This window comes from Klebsiella sp. 2680 (genome assembly GCF_900198535.1).
Lineage (GTDB): Bacteria > Pseudomonadota > Gammaproteobacteria > Enterobacterales > Enterobacteriaceae > Klebsiella > Klebsiella indica.
The window spans coordinates 306,500-322,248 of record NZ_FZNJ01000005.1 but is presented as its reverse complement, the minus strand read 5'-3'; the positions used below and the strand labels follow the sequence as shown (position 1 = coordinate 322,248).

The window sequence follows — 15,749 nt, the reverse complement described above, 5'->3', positions numbered from 1 at the left end:
GAATGGAAGGGCCATCGCTCAACGGATAAAAGGTACTCCGGGGATAACAGGCTGATACCGCCCAAGAGTTCATATCGACGGCGGTGTTTGGCACCTCGATGTCGGCTCATCACATCCTGGGGCTGAAGTAGGTCCCAAGGGTATGGCTGTTCGCCATTTAAAGTGGTACGCGAGCTGGGTTTAGAACGTCGTGAGACAGTTCGGTCCCTATCTGCCGTGGGCGCTGGAGAACTGAGGGGGGCTGCTCCTAGTACGAGAGGACCGGAGTGGACGCATCACTGGTGTTCGGGTTGTCATGCCAATGGCACTGCCCGGTAGCTAAATGCGGAAGAGATAAGTGCTGAAAGCATCTAAGCACGAAACTTGCCCCGAGATGAGTTCTCCCTGAGACTTAGAGTCTCCTGAAGGAACGTTGAAGACGACGACGTTGATAGGCCGGGTGTGTAAGCGCAGCGATGCGTTGAGCTAACCGGTACTAATGAACCGTGAGGCTTAACCTTACAACGCCGAAGATGTTTTGGCGGTGAGAGACAGAGACAATATTCAGCTTAGATTCAGAGTCCGAAGGATTTTGCGCTGAGACAAGGCGGCAAGAGAAGTAAAGGAAGGAGCATACAAGAGTATGTGACTGACGTTCGCCAGAGCAGCCAACGCAGTATCAGCGCAAAAGACACAGGACAGAGCACAAAGAATTTGCCTGGCGGCCGTAGCGCGGTGGTCCCACCTGACCCCATGCCGAACTCAGAAGTGAAACGCCGTAGCGCCGATGGTAGTGTGGGGTCTCCCCATGCGAGAGTAGGGAACTGCCAGGCATCAAATAAAGCAAAGGGCTCAGTCGAAAGACTGGGCCTTTTGCTTTTTGTCGTCTAAGCCCATCCTGACGAATGGGCTTTTTCGTTAAGGATAATAAAAAATGGTCAGGGATGCGGTCAGATCTGGCTGACTAAGTGTTGTTGCCCCATATTTTCAATATGCCACAACATTTTTGCTTTCAGATACCTTCATATTCTGTTGTCTGAATGCTGAGGAGAGGAAACTTTACCCCTGGCAGCTCGATTAAAAGGTGGCAAATTAATGAAAGGGTTGCCACTGGTTGAGATCTTACTTTAGCTTCTGGAGTAAAACTAACGGATTGTGACTGATAGAACAACGCCTACCTGTTGTACTGCTATCAGTAACAGGCAACTTCATGAGTTATACGGTAATCATGGGTATGATTTTGATAAAAATAATTTATATCATTCACTTCGGGCGGTAACTAAAAGAGCCAATGCTGTGGCGATGCAAGGCAAAAGCTATTCTCAGACATGGTCTTTAAGAACAACATCATTGCTTGAAACTAAATAATAATATTAATTTAATATATAAAATACAATGGGTTACCTTATGGCGTTATTATTTTTTAGTTCTGATAGTGAATGAATATATAGGGAAAAGTCTTAATGTTGAATGTGAATACGGTGTGGCTTATTTTAAGTATAATTATTTAGTTACGATAATATAATTATATTAACAAATGGCGACAATACCCTCGCTTAATGTAGAACAATGGCGTAATGGCTGGACTTTTTCAGACAAATGTCTTAGTGTCCTTAACACTTTGTTAACTCGATCGGATTCAGGTTAATTCAAATCTGATAAAACATAGGAAGCATCACCTGTATGGCGGTGAATCCGATAACGTCTTTTGACGACTGATGTATGTCACCGGCTGGCAATATGAGAATATAGAATATAAATGAAAATTTTGATCAACTGTCCTCCTCTGCGCCAACTGATAATTTATATTCAGGAGCGTTTCACCTTTCTGGTTTTGCTCTGCTGGCCTGCGATTATCTGGCTGGTCTGCCGGGTGCTGGTATGGCTGACGGATGGCGTTATGACTCTGCTGGGAAAGCCTGTAGATCACTCATTTACCGTGTATCTTCAGCCCTTTATGACGCTAAATACGTTGCTGCGAATCTCAGTCAGTTGGGTGCTACTGTTGTTTATCTTATTCAGCATGGCAATGGGGTTCACCTGGCTGCTGCGCCGCTTTATGAACCGTAATAAATAACGCAGATACCACTACCTGATATTGCAATAACGGTACTGGCTCATGCCATTGCACCGATGGTCTTACGAAAGCGCAGTAGCGCAATCGTAAAAAACACACTACCAATAGCCAGAAGCGTCAGAAACTGCGGCCAGACTATTGCGAAATCCGCACTCCGATACAGAATCGCTTGCGCGAGGCTGACAAAATGGGTTGTCGGCATGGTGAGCATGATGTCCTGCACCGCCTGCGGCATACTTTCCCGCGGCGTTGATCCCCCTGAGAGCATCTGCAACGGTAAAAGGACCAGAATCATCAACAAACCCAGTTGCGGCATTGAACGCGCCACCGTCCCCATAAAAATGCCAATCGAGGTGGTGGCAAACAGACTCAGGGCCACCCCCAGCATAAACAGCGGTACGGAACCTTCAATCGGCACTTGAAGAACCCCCTGAACCATCAATATCAGGGATAGACCGGAAACCACCAGCACGACCAGCCCCATTGACCATATTTTCGCCAGCATAATCTCAAACGGCGTGACCGGCATAACCAACAGATGTTCCACGGTGCCGTGTTCACGCTCGCGTATCAGCGCCGAACCGGTAAGAACAATCGCCAGCATGGTGATATTGTTGATAATCGCCATTACCGCACCGAAACGTTCTTGTTCAAGGTTCGGATTAAAACGCATCCTGACGTTCAGCTCAACCGGCAGCGAGCTGTTATCCCGATAGCGAGCGACAAAGCTATTTACCTCACCAGTGACGATATTCTGAATATAGCTATTACCGGTAAACGCCTGACTCATTCGCGTAGCGTCAACGTTAACCTGTAGCTCTGGCTGGCGTCCGGCCAGCACATCGTGCTGAAATTCGGGCGGAATATTAATGGCGAAAGTGTAGCGCCCGGCATCCAGGCCCGCGTCCATTTCATCAGCGGTAATGAGTTCAGGCGGTAAAAACCAGGGCCGATAAAAGCCGTTAATAATACGCGATGAGAGCTGGGATTTATCCATATCAGCGATGGCGATAGGGGCTAAATGCAACGATCCGGGCATCACGGTGGCGGAGGAGTATACCGAGACGGTAAAAGCGAATACGATTAATGTCAGCATTGCTTTATCGCCTAGCAGACTGCGTAGCTCTTTCACGCCCAGATTATAAATATTGCGTAATCCGCGCATCATCCCTCCTGTTTTTTCAGCAGCCATACGCTCAGGCCAAGCACCAGCGGAACAGCAATGAGCAGAGGTATAAAGGACATCCATAGATCTGTCAGATTCAGCGCCTTCGAAAACGTCCCCCGCACAATCGTCAGAAAGTGGCTGGTTGGATAAATTTGACCAATCCAGCGGCCTGGCCCTTCCAGCGAGGCAACGGGATCGATCATTCCTGAAAACTGCGTCGCCGGGATAAGCGTGATGATCGCGGTGCCAAAAATCGCCGCAATCTGGCTTTTCATAAAGGTTGAGATCAGCAGGCCGAGCCCGGTAGCAATAGTGATATAGAGCAGCGCGGCCAGCATGAGAGTCAAAAAGCTCCCTTTATGCGGCACGCCAAAGACAAATACCGACAGCCCACAAAGCAGAAAGAAGTTGAACATCCCCAGAGCGATATACGGCATCTGTTTACCCAGCAGAAATTCGCTACGGGTGGTTGGCGTCACGTATAAATTAATTATTGAGCCAAGCTCTTTTTCGCGAACGACGCTAAGCGCGCTGAGCATCGCCGGGATCATCATCAATAGCAGTGGAATAACCGCCGGGACAATGGCTGGCAGACTCTTCACATCCGGGTTATAGCGGTAACGGGTTTCGATGGAAATCAGAGAAGTATCGCGCTTGGGGCTCGACTGACGAGCAGCCATTTCCTGTAGCCAGGCCAGATGCATTGCCTGCACGTAGCCGCGTATTGTTTCCGCCCGGTTTGGCATCGCACCATCCACCCACACGCCAATTTGCACCGGCGTACCCCGGGCGATATTGCGGCCGAAATTGGGCGGAATCTCGATAGCCACCGCCAGTTCGCCGTCGCGCATTCGTCTGTCCAGTTCGCTATAACTTTGCAACGGCGCTTGTTCAATAAAGTAGCGTGAGCTGGTGATATTTTGCGACCAGCGTTGGCTACTGATGGTCTGGTCACGGTCGAGCACCGCGAATCGCAGATCTTCAACGTCCATACTGATCCCATAGCCCATAATAAACATCAGGATCACGGTGCCGAGCAATGCCAGGATCGATCGTACCGGATCGCGGCGTAACTCAAGCGCCTCGCGGCGACTGTAGCTAAACAGGCGGGACAAGCTAAATGCCTGACGCGGTTGCGGCATTTCGTTTTTAAGTGCATTAACAGGACCCTGTGCGCGCTCAACCTCTGGTGGCCGGGCGGCGTCTGCTGCCTCCCGTAGCCAGGCGATAAACGCTGCTTCGAGGCTATCCGTTCCACGCTGTTCGACCAGTGCCTGCGGCGTATTACTGGCTAACACCTTCCCGGCATGCATAAGCGAAATGCGATCGCAGCGTTCCGCTTCGTTCATAAAGTGGGTGGAGATAAAAATCGTCACCCGATCCTGACGGGCTAAATCGACCATCAGTTGCCAGAACATATCCCGGGCAATGGGATCGACGCCGGAGGTCGGTTCATCAAGAATTAACATTTCCGGGCGGTGAATCACCGCTACCGCCAGTGATAATCGTTGACGAATCCCCAATGGCAGTGAGGCGGGCAGAGTATCCACAACGTCTTCCAGCATAAAGCGCCGGCTCATCTCAGCAACCCGATCGGGGATCTCGATATCCGGAATATGGAACAGGCGAGCATGCAGTTCGAGGTTTTGCCGGACGGTCAGCTCGCTATAGAGGGAAAAGGATTGCGACATATAGCCGACACGACGACGGGTTTCGATGTCCTTAGGATCCACTGGCTGGCCAAACAGCCACGCTTCGCCTTCGCTGGCCGGTAGCAGCCCGGTCAGCATTTTCATGGTCGTGGATTTACCGCAGCCGTTAGAACCGAGGAAACCGAAAATTTCGCCACGGGCGATGCGAAAGTTAACATGATCAACGGCGATAAAATTACCGAAGCGCATCGTCAGATCGCGAGCTTCAATTGCAATGTCATTCTCCCCGGCGTTGCGCGGCGGAATGAGCACCTCTTTATGCGCCCGGCGCTGCGTCTCCGGCAACAGAGCAATAAAGGCCTGCTCCAGCGTCCGGCTCTCCGTTTGGGCTTTTAATTCTTCGGCGCTGCCGGTCGCCAGTATCTCTCCCGCATTCATCGCGACCAGCCAGTCAAAACGTTCCGCCTCTTCCATATAGGCGGTGGCGACCAGTACGCTCATTTCCGGCTGACGCTGGCGAATGCTGTCGATCAAATCCCAGAATTGTGCCCGGGAGAGGGGATCGACCCCGGTAGTGGGTTCATCAAGGATCAACAACTGCGGATCGTGAATAAGCGCGCAGCAGAGACCAAGCTTTTGCTTCATCCCTCCGGAGAGTTTCCCTGCCGGACGGTCGCGAAACGGCGTCAGCCCCGTGCTGTGCAGCAACGCATTGATCCGGCTTTCGCGTTCGGCCTTGTCATGACCGAATAAGCGGGCAAAGAACTCAATGTTTTCGTATACCGACAAGGAATGATAGAGATTCTTCCCCAGTCCCTGAGGCATCCAGGCGATTTTGGGACACACATTCAGACGGTGACGCGCATCGTGCATGTCACCGCCGAGAACCATGACGCTACCATGCTCAATCACTCGCGCACCGGAAATCAGCGATAGCAGGCTGGATTTACCCACGCCATCAGGCCCGATCAGCCCCACCATACCGCGGGCGGGAATATTCAGCGTAATGTCCTTTAGGGCGACGGTGGCGCCAAAGTGCTGACTCACATTTTCCAGGCTGGCGACCGTTTTCATCGCGGCACCCTCACCGTCAATGCTTCGGGCCACGTCTGCTGGTTATCCAGCCTTACCCAGGCCATGCCGGGCAGGCCCGTTTTCACATACTCAAGATGCTGTACAAGTAATTCAGGCGGAATGCGGGCTTTGACGCGAAACATCAGCTTCAGCCTCTCGTCGCGGGTTTCTACCGTTTTTGGGGTAAATTGCGCTACGCTGGCGACAAAACTGATATTGGCCGGAATGACCAGATTCGGTGCGGCATCAAGGATAATCCGCGCTTCGCTGCCCAGCGCCAACAGACCTGCCTGTTCAGTGGGCAGGAAGAAGGTCATATAGACATCGGACAAGTCGACCATATTTAGCACCCGACCACCTGCTGCCAGCACTTCTCCCGGCTCAGCAACGCGATACTGAATACGGCCATCGCGCGGTGCTTTAAGTTCGCTATCGTCAATATCGGCGATGATTCGACGTTCGGTGGCCTGAGCTGCTTCGACCCGGGTTTTGGCCTGAATAATGTTGGTTCGCGCCGCCTCGATAGCCGCTCTGGCCGCTGACACTTGCGCTTTTGCTGATTCCAGCGCTGCCCTGGCGCTTTCCGCTGTCGCCCGATCGTCGTCAAGCTGTTGAGCGGAGACTGCGCCGCGTTGTGATAGCGTGCTGGAGCGAGCGTGGCGTTTGGCGGCGGAATTTAATTCGGCCTGGCGTTGCTTCACCACTGCTTCGGCGGCGCGCATTTCGCTTTGGCGCTGGTCGAGCAGCGCTTTGGCAGCGGCGATTGCGCTTTCCGCTTCCTTAATTTGTGCGGAGGCTTCCAGGCGCTGTTCGTTGAGTACCCGGATATCCATCCGGGCCAGGACTTCGCCCTGGCGGACAAACTGTCCCTCATTAACCCGAATCGTGGCGATACGTCCGGCGGTTTTTGTGGCGATGTCGACTTCGGTCGCCTCAATTCTGCCATTGCTGCTGGCAAAACCTGCCGGAACCCCTGGCGGGCGTAGCATCCACCATGCCGCGGCGGCTATCACCATCAGTAAAGCCGCAGTGAATCCAACCCAACGCCGTTTGATTTTGTCCATACACGACTCGCTTTGTTCCATTTGCTGAGTGGCGCGTGTTTCTTCTTCGCATAGTGAAGTACTGTCTCTTCAGAGAAGTGAGGAATGAAGGGAAGGGCCAGTCGGCGCAGGGGGGCTGAGGAACTGCTAACCGGTCAGAAGGAGGTGCGATTAATGTGGTCATCATCAGCAATCCTCGCCTTAAATGAAACACGCATATTTTTTCTACCGTCAAGGCAAGACTAGCACCCGCAATAAATATGTCCATATGCAAAGCATGGACTTGTTGCAAGGTTAACAGAAAAACAGCAGAAGAAACCGGGAGCCAATATTCCCCATGATATTTATTGAGATTACGGCTCCGGGCGTCAGTTCATTTTATCTTCGTATCGATAAGCAATGCCTTCATGGCTAATAACCAGAGGATATTATTGGTGGCTGGCTGGCGCATTTTTAATCTGGTTACCCTGGGTGAACTGTTGTATGATCTCCGGCCCTGAAAATACACTAACGCCTGGCGAGTGCTGTATTCAATGAAAGATGAAAGTCAAAAATATATTGCCCTTATTTTTAAGGAGTGGTTGCCGTTGTACGACAGCCTGACGCCGGAAGTGAAGTCGGTACTTAAAAATATTGCGGGGCAGCAGGCGGAAGCGTTAGCGACCCGTTTTTATGACTTTATTTTCCAGGATCCGGATATCGCACGGTATCTCACCTATGATTTAGTCCAGGAGCGGCTCAGTAGCTCGCTGGCCGGGTGGGTGAAAGACCTCCTGACATGTGAGAAAGCGGGCCTGCAGGCGCTGGCGGAACGGCAGTACCTGATCGGCAGCATTCATTCGCGCATCGGGATCCCGGCAGAGGCCGTACTGCGCGGCGCGCGTCAGTTGAAGGCCGGATTGATTGAAACTATCCGCGATAGCACCATTGACCGTGAAACCAGCATCGCCGCCATCCACTACGCCAGCATGGCGATTAGTATGGCGATAGAGATGATGTGTCATGCTTATACTTTATCGCACTCTCGGGCGACAAAAAATGAAGAGGCTTACCGCCTGTATAGTCTGATGGATAACGTGCCGCTGGAATACGGAAAACAGCAGGCTTCACTCTCCGGATGGGAAAATACCGCTATTTTTAATATTGTCAGCGATAATAAAACGGATATTAACAGTACGTTATTGTCTGATTCGGAGTTTGGTTTGTGGTTCCGCCATAAATGCGTGCGTTATTTTAATAAAAATCCGCAAATGCAAGAAATCGCTGACTTAATTAACAAGGTGGATACTCTGTTATCCGCCTGGAAAGCCTCGGTGGAAGGCTCAGACTATAAAAATACCCAAAGTCTGTTACAGGGTATCCATATCCATTGTCAGCAGATTGGCAGCCAGCTCGCTGTTCTCTTTAGCAGTTTAACGCAGATGCAAGGTGGCAAAGATGCGCTGACCAGCCTGTTGAACCGCCGTTATCTGCCGGTGGTTCTCAAGCATGAAGTCGCCCTGGCGATGAATTATGAGTTGCCGATGACGGTGGCCATTATTGATATTGACCATTTCAAAGAGATCAATGATCACTGGGGGCATATGGTAGGCGACCGTGCGATCAAGCTCATCGCGGAGCTCATCAGCGATAATATCCGCTCCAGCGACTATATCTTCCGCTACGGTGGAGAAGAGTTTCTGCTGGTGCTGGTGGAGACCGGTGCGGCGGAAGCTTTTACGATTCTCGATCGTCTGCGCCAGAAAATTAGCCAACTGGCGTTTGACGTTGGTGCGGAGAGCGAGGTTTCGCTTACCGTCAGCATTGGCTACGCCGCCCACACCGGTCATCCGGATTACAATCTGCTGCTGCGCGACGCCGACAGCGCATTGTATGTTGCCAAGCGCAATGGGCGCAACTGCGTGAAATTGCACGAAGGCGACAGCGGTCATTAATCCCGGTTTTCGCCTGCGCCCGGGGCGTTCAGAACAGCACCGGTAATCCAAGGCCGCGTTTCACTTCATACAGCGTCTGCTGCGTTAACTGATGCGCCCGCTTGCTTCCCTGGCGCAGCAGTTCCAGTAGCATACCTTTATCCTGAATACAGGTTGCCCGACGTTCACGCATCGGCGCCAGCAATGCCTGAAGACAGGACTCGAGTTCATTTTTGCATTGTCGGTCCCCCAGCCCTCCACGCTGATAGTGCGCTTTCATGTCTGCAACCAATGCCTTATCAGGATGAAAGGCGTCGAGATACGTGAAGACAACGTTACCTTTTGTCTGGCCGGGATCGGCGACTCGGAGATGATTGGGATCGGTATACATGGCGCTGACCGTACGATGAATCTCCTCTTCGCTGGCCGAAAGCGTGAGCGTATTTCCCAGCGATTTCGACATCTTGGCATTGCCGTCGATGCCGGGCAGACGGCTGACTTCGCTGAGGAGGGCTTTACAGTGCCGCAATATCGGTGTTGTCGTCAGGCTATTCATTTTGTGCACGATCTCGTTGGTCTGTTCAATCATTGGCAGTTGATCGTCGCCCACAGGCACCAGCTCGGCTTTGAAGGCGGTGATATCGGCGGCCTGACTAATGGGATAGGCTAAAAATCCGACCGGCAGCGAACGGGAAAAGCCCTTCTGGGCGATTTCATTTTTAACCGTGGGATTACGCTCGACGCGGGAGACGGTGACGATATTCATGTACAGCGCGCTGAGTTCGGCCAGTGCCGGCAGGGCCGATTGCAGGCAGATGGTGGTTTTTTGCGGGTCGATGCCGACGGCCAGATAATCAGCCATCACTTCAAGAATATTGCTGCTGACTTTTTGTGGGTTATTACCGTTATCGGTGAGCCCTTGCAGGTCCGCAATCAGGATAAATTGTTGATGGTCATGCTGAAGCTGTACGCGCTGGCGCAGGGAGCCGACGTAATGGCCGAGGTGCAGTTGGCCGGTGGGACGATCGCCGGTAAGAATAGTTTGTGTGGTGGTCATGAGTCACTCCTTACGGTGTAATCAGGCCGAAAGGCGCCACTCAGAAACAGCAAAGCCGCCTTCCGGCGGCTTTGAATAGAGGAAACGTAATCATGCCGCCTGTTATACAGGCAGCCACCAACGACGCGAGTAGGCAACGACAACGTTTCTGTTCATAACGGTTATCCTGCCACGAAAAGTGAGGGCAGTAAAAGCAGTTTTTCACTTAGCGATAAACCGGCATCAGGTTAACGCTGGATAAAATATGAATTAGCGCGTTGACGCCGCCGAAGCATAAGATCAGCAGAATCATGGCATTACCGCCCCATACCCGATAGTTTGGGCTGCCGAAACGCCGACGTGAGGCACGCGCCAGCAGAGCAGGTACGATAGCTGCCCAGACGGTGGCGGCAAGACCAGCGAAGCCGATGGCATAGATAAAACCGTTTGGCCACAGCAGTCCGCCGACGATTGGCGGCAGAAAGGTGACCAGCGCGGTTTTAAAACGTCCCAGTCGACTATCGTTAAACTTAAACAGATCCGCCAGATAATCAAACAGGCCGAGAGTCACGCCAAGGAACGAACTGGCGACGGCGAAGTTGGAAAAAACGGTCAGGAGTAAATCCAGCGTCGAACTGTTCAGCAGACCGCTCAAGGTTTGCACCAGTACATCGATATTGCCGCCTTTCGCGGCGATATCGATAAACGCCGGGCGCGGAATATTGCCCATAGTGCCCACCAGCCAGATAATATACAGCACCAGTGCCATCAGCGTACCGAACAGCAGGCAGCGGCGAATGATGAGCGGGTCTTTACCGTAATATTTCATCAGGCTGGGGACGTTGCCGTGATAGCCAAATGATGCCAGACAGAACGGCAGCGTCATTAGAACATAAGGCAGATACGTCGCATTGGCTTCCGAGCGGTTGAACAGAATGGCGGGTTCAACATGCCACATCAGGCCGCCAAAGGTCATAAAGAAGGTTATAATTTTGGCACCCAGCACGATGGTGGTCATCCGGCTTACCGCTCTGGTACTGAGCCAGACAATAAAGGCGACCACCAGCGCGAACCCAAGGCCGCCTAAGCGCGCTGGTACAGCGAGATTTATTTGCGCGAAAGTATGCTGAATAACTGAACCGCTGGCGGAAATATAGGCGTAGGTCAAAATATATAATACAAAAGCGACGGTCGCACCATTAATAATATTCCAGCCGTTTCCCAGTAAATCTTTGGTAATTGTGTCGAAGCTGGCGCCAATATGATAATTCAGATTCGCTTCCAGGATCATTAATCCGGAGTGAAGCATACAAAACCAGGTTAATATGAGCGCCAGCAGCGACCAAAAAAACCAGGCTCCGGACATCACCACTGGTAAAGAGAACATACCCGCGCCAATAATTGTACCGCCAATGATCATCGCTCCGCCAATGAGCGATGGCGTATTTTTTGTAACCGATAATGTAGCCATAAGGTGTATTCCTCATGCGGCTATATTTATTAAATAACAGGCTGCGCAAACAGCTACCCGGACGCAACCCGAGTGATTGAGCGTATTGGTACCGACTTGTGATTAAAAGCGCTCCCGTTGCGGGAGCGCTATGGGGAGGTTATTTCACCGGCTTCAGTCTGGCGACGAAGTGGCGCAGTACCGGTGGTTCATAGGTGAAGGTCAAGCCCTTAATCGTTGCGGCACGGGCCTTAACGGCGAGCAGTGCATCAGCGATATAGTCCATATGATCGTTAGTGTAGACGCGGCGCGGAATGGTCAGACGTAATAGCTCCATCGGCGACGACTTCTGCTTGCCGGTTTCCGGGTCGCGCCCCAGCAGCAGGGAACCAATTTCCACGCTGCGAATTCCGGCCTCCAGGTAGAGTTCGTTGTTTAAGGCGTGGGCCGGGAACTGCTCTGGCGGGATATGTGGTAGCAGTAGTTTGGCATCGACGAACACCGCATGGCCGCCAGTCGGATACTGAATCGGAATGCCGCCTTCACGCAGGCGTTCGCCAAGGTATTCCACCTGGTTAATACGATAAGCGAGATAGTCCTCGTTGGTCCCTTCTTCGAGGCCGATAGCCATTGCTTCCATATCACGTCCCGCCAGTCCGCCGTAAGTGACAAAGCCTTCCATCGGCACGCAGCGAATGCGCACTTCGTTGAATAACGCTACGTCATCGCGGAAGCAGCACAACCCGCCAATATTGACCATCGGGTCCTTCTTGGCGGACATGGTCAGCATATCGCCGTACTGGTACATCTCCAGAATAATCTCTTTCACCGACTTATCGGCATAGCCCTCTTCACGTTGTTTAATAAACCAGGCGTTTTCGCAGAAACGGGCTGAGTCGATCACCACCGGAATATTATTCTGACGAGCGATCTGATACACCTCGCGCATATTGGCCAGCGATACTGGCTGGCCGCCTGAGCTATTGCAGGTGACGGTCGTAATGATTGCCACCACGTTTTCCGCACCCTGCTCGGCGATGGTCGTTTTCAGCAAATCGATGTCAAAATTGCCTTTCCAGTCATACCAGGAGGTGGTGTCGAAGGCTTTCGGCGTCACCACGTTAATGGCTTTTGCACCGTTGAGTTCGACGTGAGCGGCGGTGGTATCGAAGTGGAAGTTAGAAATAAATACCGGATGCGCCGACTTGCGGCGGGCAATCAGGCTCGGGAACAGGATCTGCTCCGCGCCGCGTCCCTGATGGGTTGGAATGGTGTATGGATAGCCGATGATCTCTTTGACCTTTTCACACAGGTGCTGATAGTTGCGCGACCCGGCATAAGCTTCGTCGCCCATCATCAGCCCGGCCCACTGGTGGTCGCTCATGGCGCCGGTACCAGAGTCGGTTAACAGGTCAATATAAACATCCTGACTATTAAGCAAAAACGGATTGTAGCCCGCTTCTTCCAGGGCTTTCACGCGATCGTCAAAGGTGGTCATACGAATGTTTTCAACCATTTTAATGCGGAACGGTTCAGGGATACGTTTCATTTATTTTCTCCATGGGAATGCTGTGCCGCGTTTAGTTATCTGGCGACAAATAACAGGCGCGACAAATAACGACTAAACGCAGTAATAAATTAATTTTTCAGAGAGTAAGCAGCAGCGGAGAATTAACGAGGGAAGTCGTTGGTGATGCGGTGATCCAAATTATACCAGTCGTCCAGGCCACCCTGGGCGATGAGACGATAAATCGATTTAGGTATCATTACATCGTCCTCTTGTTGGTTAAAGGGTGTAATCAAAATAGGGAAAAAGGAAAAAATAACCGCGATTGAAATCACAAAATGTTATTTATCGATAAGCACAGTGACAAACTTTGACATTCATCGTGTTTCTAGCAGCTTTGATTATCTGGTTGGTTCGTTATGGTTTTTTATTTCTTTGATTGCGGTTGTATGTATTATTTAGTGTATATGTTCAAAAAATAATTCGGGTCGCCCTCGGCTACGGTGACCCGGCTCATCCCTGAGCCTTGCCTTTTTGAGGCCAGCACAAGCGTTGTGCAAACGGTTAATCGTTTTGTCCTGCAACTTGCAGAAAGATCACTTGTGGCTGAGATGAATGCTAAGGCCGCTTTCTCCCGGCGCCAGTTCCGGGCGCAGCGTTAACGACGGGATCAGATAGTCGCCCTGATTCTGGCGGCGGAAGGGAATCGGAGCGGTTTCGGATAACGTATCCAGCCGTCGGGCCAGTTCCTCGCACAATGTGGCGAAGCGCGAATCATCTATTTTATTTGTACGGTAAAATACCAGCGGTGGCAGTACGTCGAAGCCAGGATAGAACAGGATCCCGTGCTGAATAGGGAACAGGATGTCGTCGATAGAGCCGTTAATCCCCCGAGACGAGTAGTGCTCCGCCCACCCTCCAGCGGTAACGATCAGCATCGCCCGTTTGCCCGCGAACGTCCCTTCACCGTAGCGATCGCCCCAGTGTTTTTCGTTGTGCTCGCCGACGCCGTAGGCAAACCCGTAAGCGTAGACCCGGTCAATCCAGCCTTTCATGATAGCGGGCATAGAAAACCACCACAGCGGAAACTGAAAAATTACCGTATCGGCCCACAGTAGCTTCTCTTGTTCGCGAACGATATCCTCGCGTTGTGTACCATGAGCAAAGGCGTATTGCGAATCCAGCGTCGCTCGCCAGCACGCCCCCACCGGCGGGGCGCTGCTGTCATCGGCATCAAATCCGGCCTTCCAGCGCATGGCGTAAAGATCGGAAACCTGAACTTCGTGACCGGCATTGTGCAGACGCTGCACGGTAAAATCTTTCAACGCGCCGTTAAGGGAACGCGGTTCAGGATGGGCATAAACCAGTAACACATTCATTGAGATCACCTCTGAGCAATGGAGAACTGCAGAGTAGAGGGGCTGGCGTTATAGTAAAAATGAATTACTTTAATAACAGGTATAGTTATGTCTAATCTCCAGCGTCTGGATCTTAATCTGCTCCGCACTCTTGATGTCCTGCTCAGTGAAAATAATGTGACCCGTGCGGCGCAACGCCTTAATTTGTCGCAGCCGTCGGTTAGCGTGCAACTGGCAAGGTTGCGTGAAATATTTGCCGATCCTCTGCTGCTGCCTGGGCCGCGGGGTATGCAGCCCACCGCTCGCGCCGATGAACTACGCGGTCCTCTGCGCGATGCGCTACTGGCGCTGGAGCTGGCAGTGACGCCAGCTCAGGGGTTTGATCCGCAGACAGCGGTGCAGACCTGGCGAGTGGCGGCGACGGACTATATGGCATCGGCAATTTTGCTACCGGTGATTAATGCGCTGCGAATTGCTTCCCCGCTCAGTCGTCTGGCGGTATACAGGCTGCAACCTTCCCGGCTGATACAGCAGGCGGAGCGAGATGAAGTGGATCTGTTTTTTCATACTCACGATGGCGCGCCGCCGGGACTACATCAGCGTTTGTTGTTTCGTGAGCGCTACGTGCTGGCGGGCAGAGTGGGGCATTGGGCTCTGCAATCTGCGTTAAGCCTGGAACAGTTCTGCCAGCTGGAACAGGTGATTGTCTCGCCGGAAGGCGGAGGATTCAGCGCCGCGACTGATAGCGCACTGGCGAATCTGGGGCTAACCCGCCGGGTTGTGCTTTCTGTGCCACATTTTCTGTTTATGCTGGAAACCCTGCGCAATAGCGAGCTGGTGGCGGTGCTGCCGGAACGGCTGGTCCGTGGCGCTGGCGGCCTGACGGTGGTCGAACCGCCGCTGGCGGTGGCGGGATTTGATATGCTGATGCTGTGGCATGAACGCTGGCACCGTGACCCGGCGCATCGGTGGCTACGTCAGCAAATCGTGATGTCATTAGAGGATAAGCCATGTTAAGCGGATTGAATCATCTGACCCTGGCAGTCAGCCAACTGGCACCAGCCATTATGTTTTATCAGCAGCTTCTGGGTATGAGATTGCACGCGACGTGGGATACCGGTGCGTATCTCTCCTGCGGCGATCTCTGGCTGTGTCTGTCGCTGGATCCGCAACGGCGCGTTCCCCCGCCGGAGGAAAGCGACTACACACATTATGCGTTTAGCATAGCGGAAGAGGATTTTGCCCGCTTTGCCGCCCGCCTCGAGGTTGCTGGCGTGGCGGTATGGAAGGTGAATAAAAGCGAAGGGGCATCGCACTACTTCCTCGATCCAGACGGTCACAAGCTGGAGTTGCACGTTGGCGATCTCGCCAGGCGTCTGGCGTCCTGCCGGGAGAAACCCTATAAGGGGATGGTGTTTTTTGGGGAGTGAATGGATGAAAACAACGTAGGGACAATATCAGAAAACATGGATTTGTTTCGCGTTGGCGGTGT

12 protein-coding genes and 2 rRNA genes are annotated in these 15,749 nt (G+C 52.3%); 6 read left to right on the top strand and 8 right to left on the bottom strand.

The features are described from left to right. The 3 genes from FN037_RS20555 to FN037_RS20545 form a co-directional block, all read left to right on the top strand. Window positions 1-500, top strand: a 23S ribosomal RNA gene (locus tag FN037_RS20555); the annotation flags it as partial. A 196-nt stretch (window positions 501-696) separates the two neighbouring features. Beyond that, a 5S ribosomal RNA gene (gene rrf / locus FN037_RS20550) occupies window positions 697-812 on the top strand. Between the two features lie 926 nt (window positions 813-1,738). Beyond that, window positions 1,739-2,056, top strand: a complete 318-nt coding sequence (locus tag FN037_RS20545) for a hypothetical protein (RefSeq protein ID WP_138361788.1) — start codon at window positions 1,739-1,741, stop codon at window positions 2,054-2,056. Between the two features lie 40 nt (window positions 2,057-2,096). On the opposite strand, the gene FN037_RS20540 is transcribed toward FN037_RS20545, so the two are convergent. From FN037_RS20540 to FN037_RS20530, 3 genes are read right to left on the bottom strand one after another with little or no spacing between them, the layout of a single operon-like run. Further along, the gene (locus FN037_RS20540; protein WP_138362048.1) at window positions 2,097-3,221 is read right to left on the bottom strand and encodes an ABC transporter permease; all 1,125 of its coding nucleotides are present in this window, start codon (window positions 3,219-3,221) and stop codon (window positions 2,097-2,099) included. Beyond that, window positions 3,221-5,950 carry a ribosome-associated ATPase/putative transporter RbbA gene (rbbA, locus tag FN037_RS20535; protein WP_142503075.1) on the bottom strand — a complete coding sequence of 910 codons (2,730 nt, stop codon included), beginning with the start codon at window positions 5,948-5,950 and terminating at the stop codon, window positions 3,221-3,223. Before rbbA ends, FN037_RS20540 begins: the two co-directional genes overlap by 1 nt. Continuing rightward, window positions 5,947-7,014 (bottom strand): HlyD family secretion protein, encoded by a 1,068-nt coding sequence (locus FN037_RS20530; protein ID WP_142503074.1) that lies wholly within the window; start codon window positions 7,012-7,014, stop codon window positions 5,947-5,949. Before FN037_RS20530 ends, rbbA begins: the two co-directional genes overlap by 4 nt. Before the next feature lie 512 nt (window positions 7,015-7,526). On the opposite strand from FN037_RS20530, the gene FN037_RS20525 reads away from it, so the two are divergent. Then, complete coding sequence (locus FN037_RS20525; RefSeq protein ID WP_142503073.1) at window positions 7,527-8,927, top strand: diguanylate cyclase; 1,401 nt, start codon at window positions 7,527-7,529, stop codon at window positions 8,925-8,927. Window positions 8,928-8,955: 28 nt separating this feature from the next. Here FN037_RS20525 and trpS read toward each other — a convergent pair whose 3' ends face one another. The 5 genes from trpS to FN037_RS20500 form a co-directional block, all read right to left on the bottom strand. Continuing rightward, on the bottom strand, window positions 8,956-9,963 hold the full coding sequence (trpS, locus tag FN037_RS20520; protein WP_138361792.1) for a tryptophan--tRNA ligase: 1,008 nt from the start codon (window positions 9,961-9,963) through the stop codon (window positions 8,956-8,958). Between the two features lie 205 nt (window positions 9,964-10,168). Further along, on the bottom strand, window positions 10,169-11,413 hold the full coding sequence (gene mtr, locus FN037_RS20515; RefSeq protein WP_142503072.1) for a tryptophan permease: 1,245 nt from the start codon (window positions 11,411-11,413) through the stop codon (window positions 10,169-10,171). 139 nt (window positions 11,414-11,552) lie between these two features. Next, on the bottom strand, window positions 11,553-12,941 hold the full coding sequence (gene tnaA, locus FN037_RS20510; RefSeq protein ID WP_142503071.1) for a tryptophanase: 1,389 nt from the start codon (window positions 12,939-12,941) through the stop codon (window positions 11,553-11,555). A gap of 122 nt (window positions 12,942-13,063) precedes the next feature. Next, window positions 13,064-13,159 (bottom strand): tryptophanase leader peptide, encoded by a 96-nt coding sequence (gene tnaC / locus FN037_RS20505; RefSeq protein ID WP_138361795.1) that lies wholly within the window; start codon window positions 13,157-13,159, stop codon window positions 13,064-13,066. Between the two features lie 336 nt (window positions 13,160-13,495). Further along, window positions 13,496-14,278 carry an NAD(P)H-dependent oxidoreductase gene (locus FN037_RS20500; RefSeq protein WP_142503070.1) on the bottom strand — a complete coding sequence of 261 codons (783 nt, stop codon included), beginning with the start codon at window positions 14,276-14,278 and terminating at the stop codon, window positions 13,496-13,498. Between the two features lie 87 nt (window positions 14,279-14,365). On the opposite strand from FN037_RS20500, the gene FN037_RS20495 reads away from it, so the two are divergent. Together FN037_RS20495 and FN037_RS20490 are read left to right on the top strand one after the other, a co-directional pair. Next, entirely contained in the window at window positions 14,366-15,274 is a 909-nt protein-coding gene (locus FN037_RS20495; protein WP_138361797.1) for a LysR family transcriptional regulator, read from the top strand. Beyond that, window positions 15,268-15,687 (top strand): FosA family fosfomycin resistance glutathione transferase, encoded by a 420-nt coding sequence (locus FN037_RS20490; RefSeq protein ID WP_138361798.1) that lies wholly within the window; start codon window positions 15,268-15,270, stop codon window positions 15,685-15,687. Before FN037_RS20495 ends, FN037_RS20490 begins: the two co-directional genes overlap by 7 nt. Window positions 15,688-15,749 lie beyond the last annotated feature (62 nt).